Below are 22,116 nucleotides of genomic sequence, written 5' to 3'. Positions count from 1 at the left end.
AGATGTTACTCCGGTTCAGCGGCAAGAAATTGCACAATCTGGTCCATTTGCTTACAACCATCGTCAAAGCCCAGTTCAATTAAGCGGCGGGTGTATTTTTGTTCAAACAACAGGTAGCTGGCGAGACTGGAATCAGAATGCTGGCGGATCCCCAGGCCACGCAGCAGGGTGCGTACTGCCAATGGCAAGCATAAATAATACTCACTGGCCAGTTGGTTAAAATTCTGACTCGGGTTAATCAGCAGGCTTTGTATTGGCTTAAGTTCAGTTTCAATATTATTTGCCTGCAGGGTTTCAACGGTTTTATTTACCCGTTGCATTCTTTCCAGATCCGAGTTCAACGTATCGGTGAAAATGGTATCTAATAAGTGGCCTGCCACCGTAGCCAGGTCCGGATGGTGCAGGTTGCGCCGGCTGGTTTCTTCTTTACGGGGGTCCTCTACGCCGATAACCAGAATTTTATCTGCGCCCAGATGAATGGGCGCACTTAATGGTGCCAGCTGATTCACGGAGCCATCACCAAAATATTGCTGATGGATCCGAACCGAGGGGAAAATGATCGGAATAGCAGCAGAGGCCATTAAATGATGCACGCCGAGCAAAGTTCGCTGACCACAGCGTTTGGCCCGTCGCCACTCCTCTGCATGATCAGACTGAAAAAACGTGATGGAATCACCATTATTGTAACAAGACGAGGTAACCGAAAAGCTGGACAGATAACCCCCCATAATATTGCGGTCAATCCGTTGCAAGTCGAGGATCCGGCCAAGCAATTGCTTCAGCGGTTTATTATCGAACACGCTAACCGGCTTTTTATTGGCATAATCTGCCTGAAAGGCGCCAAAAACATTTTGCATTAAATGCCAGAATACCCTTGGGTAATCAGAGTAATAAACCTGATTGGTATGAAAGTGACGCCAGACTGATTCGATTTTTTTAACACCCAGATGAAAACACGACGCATAGCAGGCGATACCGGCACCATTAATAGCGCCGGCTGACGTGCCACTGATTATGTCAAACGGGGCCGGACTGGTTCTGGGATAATGCTGGGCTATCGCTTTGAGCACCCCAACCTGATAAGCAGCGCGGGCACCACCACCAGTCAGCAACAGAGCGGTCTTTTTTCCATTAAGTGGTCGTTGTCGTACCATAGTTGTATTTTAAACTTTTCTGCAATTTCACGGTCTTGTTGCTATATTGCAGTATAACTAAGTTACTAACAAGGAGACCCTTATGACTGCGCAACCATCAGGCAGCGGGCAACAGCTTTATTATGCAGGTATAGCTGCAGTTGTTATTGTTATTTTGCTGGCGCTGTGGATGCTGTTTAAAGCTGACAGCGAACCAGAGCAGGGCGCTATCACCGAAGATCCAATGCCAGCACGGGTCGAAATTATTGAAGAACAACCGGTTCCCCCAGCGCTGGAGGAACCAGAAACAGAACAAATTACTGAACCTGATATGGGCGCAGAGCCTGATGAAACCATGCTGGAGCCTGCGCCGGAGCCATTACCGGCTTTGGAGAATTCGGATCCGGTAATCAAGCAGGACATCCTGCAACTTGACTGGCAGCCTGGCTTAGCCGGGTTAATTAATACCGAACAAATGGTGCGGAATCTGGTGGTAACGGTCGATAATCTGGCCCAGCGGCAGCTTGTCGCCAAACATCCGGTTGTGGCCCGGCTGGATCAGCCGTTTATGGCTGTCCCGGCGGAAGAGGGGGATACCTACCGGATAGACCCGGCCAGCTATCAGCGCTATGAGCCTTATGTTCGTCTGGTAGAGAGTGTTGAACCCGTGCAGGTAATGCAGTTGCTGGAGCGTTATCAGCCGTTGTTTGAACAGGCGTTTGGCGAGCTGGGATATCCGGAACTGAGCTTTAAAAAGCGTTTACAGCAGGCTTTGCAGCAGTTTTTAGCGATTGAACTGAATAATCCTGATACCACGCTGGTGCGTAAATCAGTTGCTTACACCTATGCTGACCCCGACGTGGAAGGGCGCAGCGATCTTGAGAAACAGATTATCAGGCTGGGGCCAGACAATCATCAGCGCTTACGCGTGGTAGCCAGGAAGTATCTGGAATTGCTGCAAAATACAGACTGAATAAGATTCGGCCTGCCCGGTAGCGGTTAAAGTTTAAGCAGTAAAGCGCTGTTGCCGCTAAATTACTTGAAACCTGCCAGGCCTTTGCGCATAATGCGGGCCTGCCGCTCTGGTGCAACCGGTCTGGCAGTCAATGGTAACTCCATTGGTCCTCTCGCAATGCTAGTAGGTTAACCTGGTCAGGTCCGGAAGGAAGCAGCCACAGCTTATGATGCAGGTGCCGGGATGTGGCTGGTGGAGTTGCCACCCACCTTAAGCTTTTTGCGATAATCTTTCTGCACAATTTCCAGCGCTGCTACAATATCGGCTTCGCTAATGTGTTGCTGTTCCAGTAACATGATTAAATCAACGGCCAGTTTGATATGGGGCGGCGCTGTTGCCAGTCCGCTGTTCTCGTTCTGACCGGTTTTAGACCCACTAGTCACTTATTGTCATCCAGAAATTGTCTGGCCCGGCTAACCGCTTCTTTTACTTTCATCTGCATTTCAAAACGTTCGCTTTGCGGCAGGTAAAACGACATATCCACTTCATAACGAATATAGCGTGGTGGCAGCAAGTTAAGAGAAATACAGCATAAGTCAGCCAGGTATTCGCTGTCTTTACTGTCGTCGAGCTTTAGTTCAACGATATGGTCCAGTAACAGTTTTTCATAATAGTTATGAATGTCATCGTCCAGTTTCATTGTTGCCTCGTCAAGTTGAAGATAATGATATTCAGCATAATCAGCTTAACGGCAAAAGGCTATAGAAAGATTGAGTTAACTAAGCGGGCTGTTACAATGCGAGGGTCAGAACAAGCGGAAATATGTAATGCAAAAAAATACCACGCCCTGTTACTACGGTGATTATCTGCAACTGGATAAAATTCTCACTGCTCAGGCACCGGAAAGTGCCAGATATGCCAATGAAGCCCATGATGAAACTCTGTTTATTGTGGTCCATCAGGTCTATGAATTGTGGTTTAAGCAAATTCTGCATGAGTTAAAAGCGGTAATGGCGGTGTTTGCTGAAGCGGAAGTGAAAGACCAGCAGTTAACGGGTATTGTCCATAAGCTGAAAAGGGTGATCAGTATTCAACAATTGCTGAATCAGCAAATTGCCGTAATGGAAACGATGACGCCACAGGATTTTATGTCGTTTCGCGATTATCTGGTGCCGGCGTCGGGCTTTCAGAGTGTTCAGTTTAAAATGCTGGAAATCGGTTTGGGGCTTAAAAGCGAATACCGCATTGATTTTGATAAAAATTCGTTTTACAGCCGGTTGAATGAAAAAGACCGCAACTTTTTAGAGGCGCTGGAGACAGAGCCGAGCTTATTTGAGCGGATTGAAAAATGGCTGGAGCGGATGCCGTTTTTACAACTTGATGATTTCAGCTTCTGGCAGATGTATCACAACGCCACCGAGCAAATGCTGAATGACGATGCCAGCACCGTAGCCGGCATTGAACAGATTGCCGAGCCGGAGCGGCAATTACAGCTGGCTGAAATTGAACGGACACGCGCCAAGTTTGCAGCACTCCTTAATGAAGAAAAATATCAGCAGTTGCAGCAGCAGGGCAGCTTCCGGTTAAGTCAGCGGGCGATGTTATCTGCGTTATTTATCAGCCTGTATCAGGAAGAGCCGGTTTTTAACTTACCTTTTCAATTGTTGACCTGTCTGACCGAGATTGATGAAAATCTGACTATCTGGCGCTATAAGCATGCAATGATGGTGCAGCGGATGCTGGGTACCAAAATTGGCACCGGTGGTTCGTCCGGCCATGACTACTTAAAGCGCACTACTGAAAAAAACCGGATTTTTACTGACTTGTTTAATATGGCAACCTTTTTACTGCCTAAATCTGAGTTGCCGGTATTACCCGAGCAGGTTAAACGTAAATTAGGTTTTTATTTCGGGCCTGAGCGCTAAACCCCAAGCAGTAAATGCCGCCTTAAATAGCTGTAAATGCAGTTGGGTCAGGGCGGCGACATCTCGCTGATAACCCCCGCCAATCACCGCAGCAACCGGGATCCCACGGCTGCGACAGGCATTAAATACCAGTAAATCACGCTGATATACTGCATCAGTGGAAATATCCAGCAGCCCCAGCTCATCTTGCTGATGAATATCCACGCCGGCATCGTATAACACCAATTCAGGCTGATGCCAGTTCAGCAAGGTCTCCAGACTCTGGCTTACCGCTTCTAAATAGTCGCTATCAGTGCAGTGTTTCGCCAGACCGATATCCCAGTCAGAACAGATTTTCCGGGCAGGAAAGTTTTTCTCGCAGTGGACAGAGGCGGTAATAATAGCCGGCTCTGGGGCAAAAATCCCGGCAGTACCGTCACCCTGATGTACATCCAGATCAAATATCAGGATTTTGCTGACACCGCGCCCGAGCATGCTACGGGCAGCGAAGGCTAAATCATTAAACACGCAAAAACCGGCGCCTTCTGCAGCTCTGGCATGATGATAACCGCCACTTAAGTGCAGGCTGATACCCCGGCTTAACGCCAGCTCGGCACAAAGCCGGGTGCCGGCAACGGAGACCAGTGAACGGTCAACCAGAGCCTGCGACCATGGAAAGCCAATCCGTCGCATAGCCTGCGGGGTTATTGTGCCAGTGCAAATGCTGTCGATATAAGCTTTGTCGTGAATGCATTCAAGCTCGCGCGCGGCGATGGGCTCAGGCGTGCTGAATGCTTCAGCTGTTAATCCCGACGCGAGCAGTGCCTGATACAACGCCTGATATTTGGTTATCGGGTAGCGATGGCGCTCGGGAAGGCTAAGTGCACTGTAACAGGGATGATATACCAGGCCCGGTATCATAGCTGCCATCAGGGGACCTGGCGCTCGTGTTGTAAAATAGCCTGTTCTACCTCAGTTATCGCTTTGCGACAGCGGCCTAACCGGGCGTGCAGTGCTAACACCCGGCTTGCATTATCGCTACCGTAGCGCTCAGCTTGTTCTATCATATCCAGCAAGCGGCGCTCAAACTGCTGAAAATCGGTTAACTGCTGGTACAAATTCGCTGTCGCGGGCTTAGCGGTGATGGGCTTAGCCGGTTGCTCGCGGCTGAATTTTACTGCGCGTTGAAATTTATTGCGGGTACTCAGGTTACTGAATGCCCGGGTAAGTGCATCGACCTGGGCAGCCAAATGCTCTGCTAATCGCTGCTTACTGGCCGCTGACAGCGGCGGCTGATCATCGCTTAGCCGCTTCAGGTTGCGCCTGGCATCTGCCACATAATCTGCTAAATCGGGGGAATGACAACTAAACAAACCACTTTCAAACCAATCCTGAGGTTTACCTGGCAGGCGTTGGCTGTCAATAACTGATGCCCGCTGGTACAGTTCGTTAAGCTGACTGCTTAATAGCTGCAGGGTGTTCATACATTGCTCCAGGCCTGCCAGGCTAAACGCAGGGCAATAGCAATAACAACACTGATAAAAACCGGCCGGATAAATTTGCTGCCATAGCGGATAGCGCTGTGGGCACCAAGAAAAGCGCCCAGCATCAGACATAGCCCCATAGCAATACCCAGCACATAATCAACATGACCTAAGGCCATAAATGCCACCAGCGAAAAACCATTGCTGATAAAATTCATTGTTCTGGCTACGCCACTGGTCAGCAGCAGATTGATTTTATACATTGCCATGCTGGAGACCATCCAGAACGCACCGGTGCCAGGGCCTGCCACGCCATCGTAGAAACCCAGGGTTAAGCCCTGCAAGCGTTGCTGCCAGTATAATTTGTTGTTCTCGGCGGGCAGCTGCAACCGGTCGTCCGGTTGGATCCGGTTAAACAGCGTATAAATTGCTGCCAGCAACACTAACAATGGCAATAACTTGTCGAGCAACTCCGTACTGAGCTGATCCACCACCAGGGTGCCAATTAAAGCGCCTAGGGCGGTATAACCCAGACTGCGCCGCCAGTAGCGCGGGTTAAACAGCCGTTTGCGGTAGTAAGTGACTGAGGCGGTTAATGAGCCAAAGGTTGCGGCCAGTTTATTGGTGCCGAGCACCAGGTGCGGTGGCAAACCCGCAGTCAGTAAAGCCGGTACTGTCAGTAAGCCGCCGCCGCCGGCGATAGCGTCGATATAGCCGGCGATAAAAGCGACTGCACAGAGGATCAGCAGTAAATCAGTGGTCGGAAGCAAATCAGTTAACACCGGGCGTTATCCTGTTAGTACGAAAAAGGTTTAATACTCTATCTGGCGCTGAAATGGCGGCAGCGTATCCAGCATGGCCTTACCATAGGATTTTGTAACCAGCCGCCGGTCCAGAATAACGATGCGGCCCTGATCCTGCTCCTGGCGCAGCAGTCTACCACAAGCCTGCACCAGTTTCCTGGCAGTGGCCGGGATAGCAAGCTGGACGAAGGGATTACCCCCCTTGCGGGTAACGGCCTCGCTCATTGCGGCTTCCAGCGGCGAGGTCGGTACGGCAAATGGCAGCTTGGTGATGACCAGATTAGTTAACAGTGTGCCGGGCAAATCCAGCCCCTCAGAAAAACTCTGAGTACCAAATAAAATACTGGTTTTTTTGTGCTGACAGTTTTCACTGTGCTGGCTTAGCAGCGTTTGCCGGGATGCTTCACCCTGTACCAGCAATGAAAAGCCTTTTACACGCAGCGCCTGCGCGACCTGCTGCATTTGCCAGTACGAGGCAAACAGCACAAGGCTGGCCTGCTGTTCGGGTAAAAAAGCTGGCAACATGCTTATCAGTTCGTCCGTGTAGGCACTGGCAGTCGGTTCGTGCTGCATTTTCGGTATAACAATCACGCCGTTTTGCTGATACGCAAAAGGCGAGTCGACCCGCAGGGTCTGCAAGCCCGGGTGGCCGGTTAAACCCAGCTCATATTTAATATGGTCGAACGAATTCAGCACAGTAAGGGTGGCTGAGCATAAAATGCAGGCATGGGCCTGTGAGAATAATAACTGCTCCAACGTATTGGCAACGCTGAGAGGGCAGGCATGCGCGGTCAGCTGCTGCTGGTTGTCATTGACTACCCAGCGTGCCTGGTACGCTGGCTCGGGTTGCGGCTGGGCATACAATTGCCATAAAGCCTGTTGCTGTTCCAGCTTTTGTGCCAGCTGGCTGAGCTCCTGCAGCAATTTACTCTGGCTTTTTCGCTTCGCTGATGTGATTGCCACTTCGCCTACGGCGGCACTGATTTTATCCAGCAGGCTGAGGGTCTTCTGGGCACAACTGGCGATGGGTTCAGCTTGTTGCTGCCACAGTTTGGGCAGGGCGGCATGTTCAAAGCGGTGCTCGGTTTGCTCCGGGTTGCTGAACCAACGACTTTGCCAGTCGTTCAGGCTTCGCTCCACCGGCTTTAGCAGGCTGAGCAATTCATTGCGGTAATCATCAAGTTTCAGCAAGTCTTTTAAGCTGGTTTCAGGCAAGCTCTGAATTAACTGACTGGCCAGGATGCCCAGCCTGTCCAGCCAGAGGCCGGGCTGGCTTAACTGGGCAAAAGCGGCGAAATAGTCGCGGCCGCAAGCGGGCAGATGGTGTGCTTCGTCAATCACATAGATGCAGTCTTCCGGCGGCGGCAAGATAGCATTGCCAGCGGCTAAATCAGCCAACAGCAGGCTATGATTTACCACCAGCAACTGAGCGTCATTTATTTCTGCCCGCGCCAGATGAAAGGGGCAATGATGATGGCGTTTATCATGTTTACTGCAATGATAAGGATCAGCACTGATACTATGCCAGAGCGCATCGTCCACCACAGTTGGCAGGGTGTCTCGGTCCCCCAGCCAGCTGCGTTGCCGCCAGGCCTCGTTAAGCCTTTCCAGTACGGCATATTGACTACGCTCAGCACTGGTCAGTAAATCCGGTTGCACCAGCTGCTGCTTTAAACGCTCAATGCAAGCGTAGCGTGATCGGCCTTTCACCAGATTATATTCAAACTCTATGGCGCTGTGCTGGCGGAAAAAAGGGATATCTTTGTTAATAAGTTGTTCCTGCAGCGCAACCGTTGCTGTCGCTACTATCAGTTTTTTTTGCCGTGCTATTGCAACCGGCAGCGTTGCCAGTAAATAGGCCAGCGATTTACCGGTACCGGTTCCTGCTTCCACCAGACCAATCCGGTCGTGCCGATGATACTGGCCGGCAACAATATTAGCCATTTCGGCGATGAGTTTATTCTGGCCAGGTCGGTTGCGGTAATTGGGTAACGCTGTTTTTAGCTGTTGCTGGGCATCACGTATTTGTTGTTTGAGCTTTTCAGAAAGCATGAGTTCAGTTGCCATCAGTGAGTCAGGTTGCCTGTATAGATGTACAGTTTGCTAATTCTAACCAGCAAAATGAGATATAGCAAAGCGCCAGTTATGCGGAATATGCCGATTTTTAAGCTGAAAAGTGCCATGGCGACAGGCAGCCAAACCATTTAGTTCTGATAGCACCGAAAATGAACCTCGAGAAAAATAGTCAGAGTGTAAATAATAGATTACAAATTTACTGCTGTAATTGGCCGCTGCGAACAGCCAAACGGGCGTTTTAGTGCGTTTCATGGGGTTATTTGCAGCCAAAACAGGGTGATTGGCTTGGTTTGGCGCCATTTTGGGGCAAAACTGCGCTATTTTTGGGAGCGCCTGATTTTTGACCTAAATGCCTTGCTGACCTTTGCCAGGCGAAATTGTTCAATAAAAGCTGTTGACCCTACCGAAAAATACCGTTTATTATCAGGACGCGACAAATCGGAGTGTATCCGAGACGAATGGAGTGCCAATTGCCTTTAAAGATTGGTAACTGTTTAAAAATAGAATCACTAGCGAGATAGTGGTCCAGGGAGAAATACATGTATACAAATAATAAATTAAGCAAAGCTGTGCGCTTAGCTATCGCCTTCGGCGCGGCTTCAGCTACCGCTTTCACTGCATCTGTGAATGCAGCGGAAGAAGATGAAGCGGCGAAAGTAGAACGAATTGAAGTTACCGGTTCGCGGATTAAGCGTACCGATTTAGAGCAAGCCGTGCCTGTTACTGTTATCGACCGGGCTGCTATTGATTTATCAGGTCAGATGTCTGTATCTGATTTGATTCGTAATACTACGTTTAACACCGCAGGTTCTTTCCGCCCGCAGTCTGGTAGTTCAGCTCAGGGTATCTCTCAGGTTAACTTACGTGGTTTAGGTGCAGAGCGTTCATTGATCCTGGTTGATGGTCGTCGTTTACCGAAGTCACCTTCTACCGGTAGCTCTCAGGATTTGAACTCAATCCCGATGGCTGCAGTAGATCGGATTGAAATTCTGTCTGACGGTGCATCAGCTGTTTATGGTTCAGATGCGATTGCCGGTGTAATCAACATTATTACCCGTAAAGATTTTAACGGTGCAGAGTTCCGTATCGGTGGTTCAACCATCAGCCTGCCAGAAGAAGGCGGTGACCGTGAAGAAGGTTCTGCAGTTTTCGGTTCAAGTTCTGACAACTCAAGCGTTGTTGGTGGTGTTTCATGGAACAACCGTGACATCATTTTCGAAAACGCTTACGAGTGGGTACAACCTGGTGCATCAAGCTTTGGTGCTAACTGGTTATCACCATCAGGCTATACCTCTGTTATTTCACCAGCAGAGTGTGACGGCTTAGAAAACTTCTTCTATCTGTCTTCTGGCTTATGTGCTTATAACTTCAACGCTACCAACGCAAACGAAGCTTCAACCGGCAATACTTCTGGTTTCTTAAAAGCTGAATATAACATCAACGATGACTGGAAGATTTTTTCTCACACATTAGTGGCTAAAACCAAGTCATTTGGCCGTTATGCACCGTCATTAAACGATGCAGGCGCCGCAGCGTTTATGTCGCCAGACAGCCCGAATAACCCGACTAACCCAGCCAGCCCGTTCTATGATCCAGCTGCAGGTGATAACAGAGAAGTTCAGTTCCGTCACCGTTTTGCAGCTTTAGGTAACCGGGATAGTTATGTTGATAACTGGTCAACTGACTTTTTAGTGGGTGTAGAAGGTGCCATCGGTGATGTAATCGTTGATTTTGGTGTACGTAAAAACAAAACCAAAACTTACGAAATCGGCCGTAACTATCTGATGGGTTCAAATGCCCGTCAAGCAATTGATAGTGGCGAATATATGCTGAATGACCCATTCGGTACCCGTTTTACCACTGATGCTGGACGTAGCGACTATGCAGCTCTGCTAAGTGGCTTAAAAGTAACTACAGCACGGATTGGTACTTTTGATCAGGAAGAAGTATTCGGTTCTGCGTCGTTTGACGTAATGGATACTGATGCCGGCGCCATTCAGATGGTAGTAGGTGCTGAGTACCGTAAAGAAGATTACACTGATACTTATGACTCACTGTCAGAAGCAGGTCAGGTTGGTGGTTCAGCAGGTAACAGTGCCGGCGGTGGTCGTAACCTGAAGAGTGCTTATGCTGAAGCGCTGATCCCGGTAATGGATGGTTTAGAGTTCTCTGTAGCAGGCCGTTACGATAAATACTCAGATTATGGTAGTGATTTCTCTCCAAAAATCTCTGTTCGTTATGAGCCGCTGGATGGTTTAGTATTCCGTGGTTCTTACGGTGAAGGTTTCCGTGCACCAACGCTGGATATTCTGACTCAGAAACCGGCTCCGGATAACCCAACTGTTTCAGATGATCCATCATGTATCAACTTTGGTTTACCGGCTGGTTGTGATGTTCAGGTTAATGCTATTACGTTAGCTAACTCAGAAATCAGTTCAGAATCGTCTAAACAGCTTTCTTTAGGTGTGGCGTATCAACCTACTGACTGGTTAAATTTCACTGTTGATTACTATGATATCAAAATTGAAAACTTAATCCGGTTCTTCGGTTCAGCTACAATCCTGACCCGTGAGCAGTCTGGCGACCCAATCCCTGCTGGTCTGGGTGTAGCACGTTTGCCTAACGGCGGTATCGATTTAATTACCCAGGGTTATGCAAACGAGGGTGAGTGGGCGATTAGCGGCGTTGATGCTAATCTGAATACTAACTTTGACTTTGGCTCTTTTGGTCGTCTGAACCAGACGTTACAAATCAGTCATCAGATAAGCAGCGAAATTGATGGTGGTCGTAACACCATTCGCGATCCAGGTGAGCCGCGTCAACGGGTTACGTTCTCTAACGTTTATGCGTGGGACAACTTTGACTTCGCGTGGAATATCAACATGATTGGTTCGCAGTTTGAAGATGTTGATCAAGTGCCAAACCAGCCAGGTGAAGTAGTTCGTACTGGTCATGTGGGTACCTGGGTAACGCATGACTTGCAGGTAAGTTATACACTGCCTACAAATACCAAAATCTCTGTTGGTGCGCAGAATGCGTTTGAGAAAGCACCTCAGCTGATTCCATTTGGTGGTCGTAACTATAACTTCAATTTATATGATGCTTATGGTCGCGTAGCGTATATTCGCTTATCACAGTCGTTCTAAGTTTATAATCTTTTAAACTTATAGCTAAATTAAAAAAGGCGGGTTTTCCCCGCCTTTTTTCTATTATAAAAGCTCAGAAAGGAAGGTGTGATTTGCAGCATTGGGATTACTACTGGCAAAAAACAAAAACATTAAACAGTTTTGCCGAGGGCGAGCAGGGGCAGGGATACCACGGCGAAGTTGCTGAATTCTGGCAGAGAATTTTTGCTGAATTTACGAAAGGCGCAAAAGTGCTTGATCTGGCAAGCGGTAACGGCGCTTTGGCCGTACTGGCGTTGCAGAGCAATAACCATTTGGATATTTCAGCTTCTGATAAAGCGGATATTTGCCCAATGCAATTATTTGACAAGCAGAGTCAGCAGTACAAGTATCTGCAGCGCGTCAAGTTTTATGGCGGTATGCCTTCAGAGGAATTACGCTTTCCTGATGAAAACTTTGATATCGTTGTAAGTCAGTTCGGTTTTGAATACTCTGAACCTGAGGCAACACTGCAGCAACTTTACCGGGTCCTTAAGCCTGGCGCTAAATTTGTTGCATTAGTTCACCACAAGGATTCATTTATTTCACGGGATTGTGTGATCGGTCTGTCAGTTTTACCGCTGTTTACTAAACATGACGGATTACTCGATAAAGCCCGGGAATTTGCCAAATTTTGTCAACAGCTACAACAAGTCAAAGTTTTGTCATTGCCGCAACAGCAATTGCTTAAACAACACAGTGATCTTTTATTAGCAAATTTTATAGCAGTGCAAAAATCTGTAACTGCAGAACAGCTGGAATGGTTTAATTTGGTGGCCAAAGAGTTAGTGTCAGGTCTTGCCGATTGGCGAAGTAATTCAACTGAGATTATTGACAAATTAACTGCCAACCTAAATTTCTTTAAATGCCGGATAGAAGATCAGGTTGGCGCTTGTTGGAGTGTTCAGCAACGCAACGTAGTTCAAATTATCGCTCAACAAGTCGGCTTTTCCGCGTCAAGCAGCATCCTGGAAACGAAAGATGGTAAATTTTCTTGGGTGTTTCAACTGTCTAAATAGCGGATAGCAGAATTGACCGTTGACAGAAAAAAGTAAACGGCCTGAACAGGCGTTGCACCTGAAGGTTTCTTGCTGAAGTCTCCGGACTAAGATTAGTTTTCAGCTTTTCAGCTTTACCACCGCCTGACACCCTGGTCTTAATACCCGTTTAATCAAACTATTACGGCCAATAAGTTTATCTACCTGAATTTGCGACGAACAACGGAACTTATTATTGACCGCTGCTGAATCGGTATGCATATTAGGTCTGGTTACTGGCAGCTTCGGCTGTCAGTATTTTTTAGTACGGACCTATCCTAAGCGGTGTGGTACTGAGACACATAAAATAAGAATTACTTTTATAAAAAGTAATCCAGGGAGATCACAATGTTCACAAATAGCAAACTAAGCAAAGCCGTGCGCCTGGCCGTTGCTTTCGGTGCTGCTTCCAGCATGCTGGCTGCAGGAGCCGTTTCAGCACAAACTGAAACTGAAGAAGAAGAAGCAAAAGCAGAAAAAACCGAACGTATTCAGGTTGTAGGTTCGCGTATTCGTACTGATGGACTGGATAATGCTACCCCCATTACCATTATTAGTGCTGATATCGCCAAAGATCAGGGCCTTAGTACTCTGGGCGAATTACTGCGTACCTCAACTGTTGCCGCCGGTTCCAGCCAGCTGATTTCAGCTTTATCTGTGGGCTTTGTTACTGCAGGTGGTGCTGGTAATGAATCAATTTCAATGCGTGGTTTAGGGGCTAACCGTACCCTCGTATTGTTAAATGGTCGTCGCGCTGGCCCGGCAGGTACCCGTGGTCAGGTTGCTGCTTTCGATTTAAACTCTATTCCATTATCTGCGGTAGACCGGGTTGAAGTATTAAAAGATGGCGCGTCATCGCTGTACGGCTCTGATGCCGTAGCCGGTGTTATTAATATTATTACCAAAAAGGGTGATGGTTCTAATGTCACTGTAAATTTAGATCAGCCATTCGAAAGTGGTGGCGAAAACTACCGGATCAACGCGACTTACGGCAAAACCTTTGACCGTGGTTCATTCCGGGTAGTAGCAGATTACAATTTACAGACTGAACTGGCCCGTGGCGACCGTGATTATTTTGCTTGTAACGAACGGATGTTTTACAGCCAGGAAACCGGTGAGCGGACCGACCCAATTGACCCGCGTACCGGCGATTATCATTGTAGTGCGGCGCAATATGGTGTCTGGATTTTTAACTATGCACCTGGTGCGTCAAACTTCCGCTCTGGCATGAAAGCGCAGTACGATTATGATGGCTTTTTTCAGCAATTTGACCGGCCTACTTTTGACAGTTTGATCACAACCCCTGGCCCAAATAATATCAGCGTGCCAGATGGCTGGTACCCGGTATCGTATGACAAAGAAACTGATGGCTGGGCCGATGCTGATCATCCGTTCCAGAACCGTCAGACAATGATCCCAAAAGACCAAGTCGCTTCAATTTTTATGGTGGGTGACTACGACTTAACAGATGATATTTCAGCTTACTCTGAACTGACATTCAGTCAGCGTAAAACAGAAATAAATAGTTTCCGTCAGTTCTGGACGGCGCAACTGGCTGCTAACGGTTATATCTTTGGTGGTACTGTAGATGGCTGGGATGGCTCTGTCGGTTTTATGCCAGTGGCCATGACAGATCATTCTGGAAGTGACACCACTGTTAATTACAGCCGTTATGTATTAGGGCTTGAAGGCGCACTGGGTGACTGGAGCTGGGATATTTCCTATCAGAACAGTTACAACAAAGGTGAGTACGATACTCAGGTCATTTTATATGATGCGATGTTAATGGCGCAGAATGCGGTATATGGCGGTCCTTGTGCGGGTGCTACTTCGCCAGTATCAGGTAAAAGCTGCGTTGAAGTGGACTGGTTAAGCCCGGATCATATTAACGGTAACCAACCACAGCAGGTTAAAGATTTCCTGTTTGATATTGATTACGGCCAAACCAGCTATCGTCAGCAGACAGTAGATGCCTATATCACTGGTGATTTATTTGAATTACCGGCAGGTATGGTTGGTGTCGCTGTGGGTGGTTCATTTCAGCAAGATAAACTGAATGATATTCCAGGTGAAGCCACCTTAGCTGGCAACTTGTGGGGCTCTACCGGCGCTGGTATAACCCGGGGAAGTGCTGATACCACTGCCATATACAGTGAATTCTACGTGCCATTGTTACGTGACATGCTTCTGGCAGAGCAATTAGATGTTACAGCTTCTGGTCGCTGGACTGATGTGTCTACCTATGGCGCTGATACCACTTATAAAGTTTCAGCAAACTGGGTAATTGGTAATGGTTTCCAGGTTCGGGCTTCCCGCGGTAGCTCATTCCGGGCACCAGCACTGTTCGAATTGTTCCTGGAAGGCCAGACCGGCTTCCTGAACCAAACCGGTAATGATCCATGTCTGAACTGGGCTGGTCGTCTGGAAGAGGGTACTATCGACCCGCGCGTTGCGCAAAACTGTCAGGCAGATGGTGTACCTGCAGAATACGTGAACCCGGGTAGTTCTATGACCTCTATCACCGGTGGTGGTGCAGGTGTACTGGAAGCTGAAACGTCAGTATCAAAAGGTATTGGCCTGGTCTGGAAGAGCCCTGAAGATACTGTGGGTTTCTCAGCAGATTACTATGACGTAGTAATCAGTTCTCAGGTATCTAACCTGGGTGGTGGTACGGTACTTGGTTTATGTTACCGGTCAGAGAACTTCCCAACTGACCCACTGTGCGATCAGTTTACCCGTCGTGACGGTACCAACGGTGACTATGGTATTGATACCGTTCGTGGTGGTTATGTAAACGTAGCTCAGCAGAAAGTTCGCGGTACTGACTTTATGCTAACGTATCAGGATGATTTCGACTTTGGTTCATTGCGTTTACGCTGGGATCACACGGTTCAGTTTGAACGTTCATTCAAACAGTTCCCGGACAGTGAGCCATCACAGTATGTTGGTGACGTAGGTGATCCGAAGCATGTTGGCACCATGAGTGCTACATTGGACCGCGATGAGTGGACCTATACCTGGAGCCTGCGCTATGCATCAGCGACAGACGATTATCAGTACTTTGCTAATGGTAATCAAACCACTTACCGTGGTCAGCCATCTACGTTTGTAGCAGAAACGCCAACTTATATTTTGCATAATGCCTCAGTGCAGAAAGAGTTTTATGGTGTAGATGTGACGGCTGGTATCGCTAATATCTTTGATAAGAACCCACCGAAAGGTTCGCCAGCAGGTGTTCGTACAGCGGGTAACTCTATATTGTATTCTCAGTATGAGTTTGTTGGCCGTCGCGCATTTGTAAACTTATCTTACGATTTCTAAGCTGATTGTAATACAAAGCTAAATAACAAGCCCCGCACTTTGCGGGGCTTTTCTTTTGGATTATTCGCTTTGGCGCTTTTCAAAGCTGTGTAAATTCATTACCATTAGCGCCCTTAAAAATGTTCTTCAATAGCAAAGAGTGGGTAGCATGGCCGACGAAAATTTTAAAGATTCATTTAATTTTTGGCAGTTTCTGGCTTTCGTAGCCGTTTTTGTTGCTTTGCTTTGTCTGGTGCCAATAGTGCGCTGGGTACAACTTCTGTTCTGATTAAACATTGCCAGCCCGACATCGCCGGTCTAAAAAGGTAGAACCATGAATTTGCAACAACTTGCCACCGAACTGAAACTTGTCATTAAAACCGTTCCTGACTACCCGAAACCGGGAATCACCTTTCGTGATGTCACTAGTCTGATGCAGGATGGTCCGGCATTTAAAAAAGTGATTGACGCCTTCGCTGCCATCTACGCTGACAAAGGTATTGAGAAAATTATTGGTACTGAATCACGTGGCTTTATATTTGGCGCACCGTTATCTTACGCATTGGGTATACCGTTTGTGCCGGTTCGCAAGCCAGGCAAGCTGCCACGTGAGCGCATTTCACAAAGTTATACGCTGGAATACGGAGAAGATGCACTCGAATTACACGCCGACGCCATCGAGGCCGGAGACAAAGTGCTGTTAGTTGATGACTTACTGGCAACCGGCGGTACTATTGATGCTACGGTGCAGCTGGTCAGGCGTTTAGGTGGCAAGGTTGACCATGCTGCCTTTGTTATTGCCCTGCCAGAGCTGGGTGGCGTCAGTCGTTTAGAAGCGTTGGGTTTAAATATCCTGAGTCTGGTTGAGTATAGCGGCGAATAAGTTTAGGCTGATAGCAGAACCTCCCTTTACGTATCAGGCTGTGGCATGAGTTATCAGGTATTAGCAAGAAAATGGCGGCCAAAACAGTTTGCCGAGCTGGTTGGCCAGGACCATGTAAAAACCGCACTAAGTAATGCCCTGAGCAGCAGTCGGCTGCACCATGCCTATTTGTTTACCGGTACCCGCGGCGTAGGGAAAACCACTATTGCCCGCATTTTTGCCAAAAGTTTAAATTGTGAAACCGGTATTACCGCCACACCTTGTGGCGTTTGCAGTGCCTGTCAGGAAATTGATGGCGGCAATTTTGTTGATCTGCTGGAAATTGATGCGGCGTCGCGGACTAAAGTCGAAGATACCCGTGATTTGTTAGACAATGTGCAATATGCGCCAAGTCGGGGACGCTTTAAAGTGTACCTGATTGACGAAGTGCATATGTTGTCCCGTCACAGTTTTAATGCCTTACTGAAAACACTGGAAGAGCCGCCACCGCACGTCAAGTTTCTGCTGGCGACTACCGATCCGCAAAAATTGCCGGTGACGGTATTGTCACGATGTCTGCAATTTAGTTTAAAAGCGTTGAGCCGGGAGCAGATTTCATCTCATCTGGCGCAGGTGCTGACAGCAGAGCAAATACATTTTGAGCCGGCTGCGCTGGCGCTGCTGGCAAAAGCTGCCAACGGCAGTCTGCGCGACTCATTAAGTTTAACCGATCAGGCCATTGCCCAGAGTAACAGTCAGCTAACGCTGGAAACCGTGCGGGCAATGCTGGGGTTTTTAGATCAACAATTTGCCAGCGCGATTCTCGGCGCTATTCTAAACCAGAACTACCAGGCAATGCAGACTGAACTGCAGGCACTCATCAGTCAGCATAGCGATTACAGCAAAGTGCTGGATGACATGCTAACCCTGCTGCATCAGGCAGCGTTAAGCCAGTTAGAACCTGCTGCCGCGCAGTTATCAGAGCAGCCCGAGTTTGTGACAATGATAGCGACAAGCCAGAGTCCGGAAGCGCTGCAGTTGTATTATCAGCTACTGATTAGCGGTAAACGCGAGCTGAGCTATGCCCCCGATGAACGCACTGGTCTGGAAATGACGCTATTGCGGGCACTGGCATTTGTGCCAGTTGCCGGTGGCGTGCAAACGGCTGTTCAGCCAGCGTCAGACCGCTCTGGAGCTTCGGTAGGAAGGCAGCCCGCACCCGTAGCAGAAAAACCGGCTGCCAGGCTTGCTGGCAATGTTGCACCAGCGCAGCAGCCAGAACAACAGCAGCCAGAACAGCCGCAGCAGGGTGATATTGAGCAGCCAGCCCAACCGTCGTTACAAGCTCAGGCTTCGCCACATGTTCAGGCTGCGGACTTTGATGCTACGCCGCAGTCCGGGCAGCCTGCCGCCGCACCTCAGCCGGTTGTGGCTGTACCGAACGAAAGTATTGACCCGCTGACGGCAAGTATTATTAAACGCCGAGGCCTGAGTGTGGATGGCGGAGCGACGCCGCCAAAAAAGTCTGAACACCGGCCAGCGCCGGTAGCGGCAGCTGGTCCGGCGAGAACGGCAGTCAATAATAATCGGATATTGAATAAATCGGCAGCCGATACAGCGCAGGCTGGCAATGAGCCAGAGCTGGCTAATCACTCTATGCCGGTTTATCCGGACGAGGCCGAACCAGACCCTGAGCAGCTTTACCCGGAAGATCCGGTAAATCAGGCAATGCTGGATTCGCTATGGCAGCAAAGTCACCAACAGGAGCCAGCTAAAATATTTGCCGGTGAAATTAACGAGCAGAACTTTTCAATCCGTTTTGCTGCCGAAGTAGACAGCTGGGCGGCATTGATTGAAAAAATGCCGGTAGGGGGGCTGATGCGGCTTTTCCTGCTCAACAGCGCCATGCAGCTGCAGCAGCAACGACTTACGCTGGTAGTAAATCAAAGCCAGCAACATCTGGATACCACTGACTTCCGTAACCAGCTGGTAAGCTTGTTGTCAGAAGCCATGGGCCAGCATCTGGAGCTGGAGATAAGCTATAGCAGCGAAGTATTACAATCCCCATTGGTCATCCAGCAGCGGATTGAGCTTGAGCGCAAAAATTACGTCAGCCGGCTAATGCAGGAAGACCCGAATGTACAGCAATTACAACAGCAATTTGATGCCAGTTTATTGTTAGACACCCTGCAGGTAAACTAGTAGCGTGTCAACAGTGTGGCGTAACTTGTAATTTATGGCGTAACTGATTATCGTGGCGCCAGCAATTTTAACAGAGAGATAAAGCTATGTTTAAAGGCGGTATGGGCAATATTATGAAGCAGGCGCAAGCCATGCAGGAAAAAATGCAAAAGGTGCAAGCCGAAATTGCCAATATGGAAGTCACAGGTGAATCAGGTGCAGGTCTGGTAAAAATTACCATGACCGGCAGTCATAATGTCCGGCGGGTGGAGATTGACGAAAGTTTGCTGGCAGATGACAAGGAAATGCTGGAAGATCTGGTGGCTGCTGCGTTGAACGATGCAGTGCGGCGGGTCGAAGACAATAATAAAGAACAAATGGCGAAAGTAACGGGTGGTATGCAGCTGCCACCGGGTATGAAGTTACCGTTTTAATCCAGGTAGTAGTAATATGAGCAAACTCGCGCCACTGGTTCAGCAATTGATAGAAGCACTGCGGGTTTTACCCGGCGTGGGACCTAAATCGGCCCAACGTATGGCATTTCAGTTGCTGGAGCGCAACCGTGAAGGTGGCGAGCGGTTGGGCGCGGCCTTAACCAAAGCAATGGCGCTGGTTGGCCATTGCCAGTGTTGCCGGACTTTTTGCGAAACGGATATGTGTGCCTTATGTGCCGATCCACAACGACAACAGGCCGGTACCTTGTGTGTTGTCGGTTCGGCATCGGATCAGCTGGCCATTGAGCATACAGGTCAGTTTCATGGTTTGTATTTTGTGCTGATGGGTTATATTTCGCCGCTGGATGGTATTGGCCCCGCTGAGCTTGGCCTGGACCGGCTGGATAAGCAACTGGCCAAGGGCCATATCAGCGAAGTTATTCTGGCCACTAATCCGACAGTGGAGGGCGACGCTACCGCATTTTATCTGGCAGAGCTGTGTCATAAGTACCAGATACCCGTTACCCGTTTAGCGCAAGGCGTGCCGGTAGGTGGTGAACTGGAATATATTGACGGTACCACGTTATCCCATGCCTTCAGTGGTCGTAAAACCTTTTAAACTCTCTTTCCTTCGCTTTTTTTTAACTTGAATTCCAGAACAGAGTGCCCCATATAACAGGCAACTGACGGGCGCAGTCGCGTCTTATTATTCCTGTAAATACTACGTTCGAGGACCCGAAAATGAGTGATAATACTGCCACTAACTCTGGCCAGAAGCAGACTCATGGCTTTCAGGCAGAAGTAAAACAACTGCTTAACCTGATGATCCATTCACTGTATTCCAATAAAGAAATCTTTCTGCGTGAACTGGTCTCTAATGCGTCAGATGCTGCCGATAAACTGCGATTTCTGGCGCTGTCTGATTCCAGCCTGTATGGCGATGATGGTGAGCTAAAGGTCAGGATCAGCCTGGATGAAGCCAACCGGACGCTGACCGTCAGCGATAACGGTATCGGTATGACCGAGCAGGAAGTCATTTCCCATCTGGGTACCATTGCCAAATCGGGTACCAAAGAATTTTTCTCGCAATTATCCGGCGATCAAAGCAAAGACTCAAAATTAATCGGCCAGTTCGGCGTTGGTTTTTACTCGGCTTTTATCGTTGCTGACAAAGTCACCGTGCGCACCCGTAAAGCGGGCACTGATCAGGCAGTGGAATGGGAATCAGCAGGTGAAGGTGACTACACGCTGGCACCAATTGATAAAGCAAGCCGGGGTACCGACATTATTCTGCACCTGCGGGAAGGCGAAGATGAATTCTTAAGCCGCTGGAAAGTGGAAAGCATTATTACCAAATACTCTGACCATATTAGTATTCCGGTGGAAATGTGGCAGGAAGGCACGCCAGAGCGGGAAGAAGACGGTGAGAAAATACCGGCAACAGAGGGCAGCTGGCAGGCGGTAAATAAAGCAACGGCACTGTGGACCCGGGATAAATCTGAAATCACCGAGCAGGAATATCAGGAGTTTTACAAGCATATTTCGCATGACTGGAGCGAACCGTTAAGCTGGAGCCATAATAAAGTTGAAGGTAGCAGCAACTACACCAGCTTATTGTACGTGCCGAAAAAAGCGCCATTTGATATGTGGAACCGCGAAGCAAAGCATGGCTTAAAACTTTATGTGCAGCGGGTCTTCATCATGGATGACGCTGAGCAGTTTATGCCAAGCTACCTGCGTTTTATTAAAGGCGTGCTGGATTCCAGCGATTTACCACTGAATGTATCGCGTGAAATCCTGCAGGATACCAAGGTTACTCAGAGCCTGCGTAAAGGTTGCACCAGCCGCACCTTGAAAATGCTTGATAAGCTGGCAAAAGATCCTGAGCAGTATCAGGTTTTCTGGAATGAATTCGGTCAGGTGTTAAAAGAAGGGCCGGCTGAGGATATGGCGAATAAAGAGCAAATTGCCGGTTTACTGCGTTTTGCTTCAACTCATAATGATGATGCAACCCAGAACGTGTCTCTGGCCGACTATGTCAGCCGGATGAAAGAAGGCCAGGACGAAATTTACTATGTGGTGGCCGATAGTTATCAGGCGGCCAAACACAGTCCGCACCTGGAAGTATTCCGCAAAAAGGGTATCGAAGTACTGCTGTTATCAGACCGGATTGACGAGTGGCTCATTCAGCATTTGCCCGAATTCAGTGATAAAAAACTGCGTTCAGTGGCAAAAGGTGGCTTGGACCTGTCAAAACTGGATGACGAGGAAACCAAAAAAGCTCAGCAGGAAACGGCAGAAGCCTTTGCCAATGTACTGGAACGCTTTAAAACAGCGCTGGGCGATGAAGTTAAGGAAGTGAAGGTAAGCCATCGTTTAACTGACAGCCCGGCCTGTGTTGTAACCGACGAGCATGACATGAGCACCCAGATGATGAAGCTGATGGAATCGGTTGGTCAGAAAGTGCCGGAGGTTAAGCCTATATTTGAACTGAACCCGGAGCACCAGCTGGTAAAGCATATTGCTGATGAAACCGATGATGCGCGTTTCAACGAGTGGGCTCAGGTCTTATTCGAGCAAGCGCTTCTGGCTGAGCGTGGTAGCTTGAAGAACCCTGCAAGTTATGTGACACGCTTAAACAACTTATTGTTGTCTCTGGCAAAGTAACTTACTTTGATTGCTAAAAAGCCCGCCGGCTGTTGATGCACCGGCGGGCTTTCTTTATTTGCCATTCCATACTCGCATCTTACTGATTGCTAACTATACTCAGTCCATTATCCGTT

General features: G+C 48.5%; 16 protein-coding genes, 1 other RNA gene and 1 pseudogene. 11 read left to right on the top strand and 7 right to left on the bottom strand.

Annotated elements, in window-relative coordinates; all coding sequences use genetic code 11:
* Positions 1-5: 5 nt before the first annotated feature.
* Entirely contained in the window at positions 6-1,112 is a 1,107-nt protein-coding gene (locus tag R3187_RS10775) for a patatin-like phospholipase family protein (protein ID WP_318967017.1), read from the bottom strand.
* 124 nt (positions 1,113-1,236) lie between these two features.
* Between R3187_RS10775 and R3187_RS10770 the strand changes: the two genes are divergently transcribed.
* Both R3187_RS10770 and ffs read left to right on the top strand, forming a co-directional pair.
* Positions 1,237-2,106 (top strand): DUF3014 domain-containing protein, encoded by an 870-nt coding sequence (locus tag R3187_RS10770; RefSeq protein ID WP_318967016.1) that lies wholly within the window; start codon positions 1,237-1,239, stop codon positions 2,104-2,106.
* Between the two features lie 143 nt (positions 2,107-2,249).
* Positions 2,250-2,346, top strand: an RNA gene (gene ffs, locus R3187_RS10765) — signal recognition particle sRNA small type.
* Between the two features lie 29 nt (positions 2,347-2,375).
* Here ffs and R3187_RS10760 read toward each other — a convergent pair.
* Both R3187_RS10760 and R3187_RS10755 read right to left on the bottom strand, forming a co-directional pair.
* Positions 2,376-2,531, bottom strand: a pseudogene (locus R3187_RS10760) (DUF2496 domain-containing protein); the annotation flags it as partial.
* Positions 2,528-2,788 (bottom strand): late competence development ComFB family protein, encoded by a 261-nt coding sequence (locus R3187_RS10755; RefSeq protein ID WP_318967015.1) that lies wholly within the window; start codon positions 2,786-2,788, stop codon positions 2,528-2,530. The gene R3187_RS10755 and the pseudogene R3187_RS10760, both read right to left, overlap by 4 nt.
* Before the next feature lie 127 nt (positions 2,789-2,915).
* On the opposite strand from R3187_RS10755, the gene R3187_RS10750 reads away from it, so the two are divergent.
* Positions 2,916-4,013: a tryptophan 2,3-dioxygenase family protein gene (locus R3187_RS10750; protein WP_318967014.1), complete on the top strand. Its 1,098-nt coding sequence runs from the start codon at positions 2,916-2,918 to the stop codon at positions 4,011-4,013.
* Here R3187_RS10750 and R3187_RS10745 read toward each other — a convergent pair.
* Genes R3187_RS10745 through dinG form a run of 4 tightly spaced genes read right to left on the bottom strand, consistent with a single transcriptional unit; the run spans position 3,984 to position 8,346 of the window.
* The gene (locus R3187_RS10745; protein WP_318967012.1) at positions 3,984-4,922 is read right to left on the bottom strand and encodes a histone deacetylase; all 939 of its coding nucleotides are present in this window, start codon (positions 4,920-4,922) and stop codon (positions 3,984-3,986) included. The two genes, R3187_RS10750 and R3187_RS10745, sit on opposite strands and share 30 nt — an antisense overlap.
* Positions 4,922-5,476: a primosomal replication protein PriC gene (priC, locus tag R3187_RS10740; protein WP_318967010.1), complete on the bottom strand. Its 555-nt coding sequence runs from the start codon at positions 5,474-5,476 to the stop codon at positions 4,922-4,924. The genes R3187_RS10745 and priC overlap by 1 nt, the downstream gene beginning before the upstream one ends.
* Entirely contained in the window at positions 5,473-6,258 is a 786-nt protein-coding gene (locus R3187_RS10735; protein WP_318967009.1) for a sulfite exporter TauE/SafE family protein, read from the bottom strand. Before R3187_RS10735 ends, priC begins: the two co-directional genes overlap by 4 nt.
* A 30-nt stretch (positions 6,259-6,288) precedes the next feature.
* Positions 6,289-8,346 (bottom strand): ATP-dependent DNA helicase DinG, encoded by a 2,058-nt coding sequence (gene dinG / locus R3187_RS10730; protein ID WP_318967007.1) that lies wholly within the window; start codon positions 8,344-8,346, stop codon positions 6,289-6,291.
* A 548-nt stretch (positions 8,347-8,894) separates the two neighbouring features.
* Here dinG and R3187_RS10725 point away from each other — a divergent pair.
* The 8 genes from R3187_RS10725 to htpG all read left to right on the top strand — a co-directional run bounded on the left by R3187_RS10725 (position 8,895) and on the right by htpG (position 22,000).
* Positions 8,895-11,501 (top strand): TonB-dependent receptor, encoded by a 2,607-nt coding sequence (locus R3187_RS10725; RefSeq protein WP_318967005.1) that lies wholly within the window; start codon positions 8,895-8,897, stop codon positions 11,499-11,501.
* A gap of 92 nt (positions 11,502-11,593) precedes the next feature.
* Complete coding sequence (locus tag R3187_RS10720) at positions 11,594-12,538, top strand: class I SAM-dependent methyltransferase (RefSeq protein WP_318967003.1); 945 nt, start codon at positions 11,594-11,596, stop codon at positions 12,536-12,538.
* Positions 12,539-12,904: 366 nt separating this feature from the next.
* Positions 12,905-15,877: a TonB-dependent receptor domain-containing protein gene (locus R3187_RS10715; RefSeq protein WP_318967001.1), complete on the top strand. Its 2,973-nt coding sequence runs from the start codon at positions 12,905-12,907 to the stop codon at positions 15,875-15,877.
* A gap of 313 nt (positions 15,878-16,190) precedes the next feature.
* Positions 16,191-16,739, top strand: coding sequence for an adenine phosphoribosyltransferase (apt, locus tag R3187_RS10710; protein WP_318966999.1), 549 nt, complete (start codon positions 16,191-16,193; stop codon positions 16,737-16,739).
* A gap of 45 nt (positions 16,740-16,784) precedes the next feature.
* Complete coding sequence (gene dnaX / locus R3187_RS10705; protein ID WP_318966997.1) at positions 16,785-18,920, top strand: DNA polymerase III subunit gamma/tau; 2,136 nt, start codon at positions 16,785-16,787, stop codon at positions 18,918-18,920.
* A gap of 86 nt (positions 18,921-19,006) precedes the next feature.
* The gene (locus tag R3187_RS10700) at positions 19,007-19,333 is read left to right on the top strand and encodes a YbaB/EbfC family nucleoid-associated protein (RefSeq protein WP_318966995.1); all 327 of its coding nucleotides are present in this window, start codon (positions 19,007-19,009) and stop codon (positions 19,331-19,333) included.
* Positions 19,334-19,349: 16 nt separating this feature from the next.
* Positions 19,350-19,952 carry a recombination mediator RecR gene (gene recR, locus R3187_RS10695; protein ID WP_318966994.1) on the top strand — a complete coding sequence of 201 codons (603 nt, stop codon included), beginning with the start codon at positions 19,350-19,352 and terminating at the stop codon, positions 19,950-19,952.
* A gap of 122 nt (positions 19,953-20,074) precedes the next feature.
* Positions 20,075-22,000 carry a molecular chaperone HtpG gene (htpG, locus tag R3187_RS10690; RefSeq protein ID WP_318966992.1) on the top strand — a complete coding sequence of 642 codons (1,926 nt, stop codon included), beginning with the start codon at positions 20,075-20,077 and terminating at the stop codon, positions 21,998-22,000.
* Positions 22,001-22,116 lie beyond the last annotated feature (116 nt).

It is taken from the genome of Arsukibacterium sp. (genome assembly GCF_033721375.1).
Classification (GTDB): Bacteria; Pseudomonadota; Gammaproteobacteria; order Enterobacterales; family Alteromonadaceae; genus Alishewanella.
This window is presented reverse-complemented; position numbering and strand designations above follow the sequence as displayed.

Coding starts and splice junctions, on each gene's coding strand:
- R3187_RS10770 (WP_318967016.1), top strand. CDS start 1,237: ATGACTGCGCAACCATCAGGCAGCGGGCAACAGCTTTATTATGCAGGT.
- R3187_RS10755 (WP_318967015.1), bottom strand. CDS start 2,788: ATGAAACTGGACGATGACATTCATAACTATTATGAAAAACTGTTACTG.
- R3187_RS10750 (WP_318967014.1), top strand. CDS start 2,916: ATGCAAAAAAATACCACGCCCTGTTACTACGGTGATTATCTGCAACTG.
- R3187_RS10745 (WP_318967012.1), bottom strand. CDS start 4,922: ATGGCAGCTATGATACCGGGCCTGGTATATCATCCCTGTTACAGTGCA.
- priC (WP_318967010.1), bottom strand. CDS start 5,476: ATGAACACCCTGCAGCTATTAAGCAGTCAGCTTAACGAACTGTACCAG.
- dinG (WP_318967007.1), bottom strand. CDS start 8,346: ATGGCAACTGAACTCATGCTTTCTGAAAAGCTCAAACAACAAATACGT.
- R3187_RS10725 (WP_318967005.1), top strand. CDS start 8,895: ATGTATACAAATAATAAATTAAGCAAAGCTGTGCGCTTAGCTATCGCC.
- R3187_RS10715 (WP_318967001.1), top strand. CDS start 12,905: ATGTTCACAAATAGCAAACTAAGCAAAGCCGTGCGCCTGGCCGTTGCT.
- apt (WP_318966999.1), top strand. CDS start 16,191: ATGAATTTGCAACAACTTGCCACCGAACTGAAACTTGTCATTAAAACC.
- dnaX (WP_318966997.1), top strand. CDS start 16,785: ATGAGTTATCAGGTATTAGCAAGAAAATGGCGGCCAAAACAGTTTGCC.
- R3187_RS10700 (WP_318966995.1), top strand. CDS start 19,007: ATGTTTAAAGGCGGTATGGGCAATATTATGAAGCAGGCGCAAGCCATG.
- recR (WP_318966994.1), top strand. CDS start 19,350: ATGAGCAAACTCGCGCCACTGGTTCAGCAATTGATAGAAGCACTGCGG.
- htpG (WP_318966992.1), top strand. CDS start 20,075: ATGAGTGATAATACTGCCACTAACTCTGGCCAGAAGCAGACTCATGGC.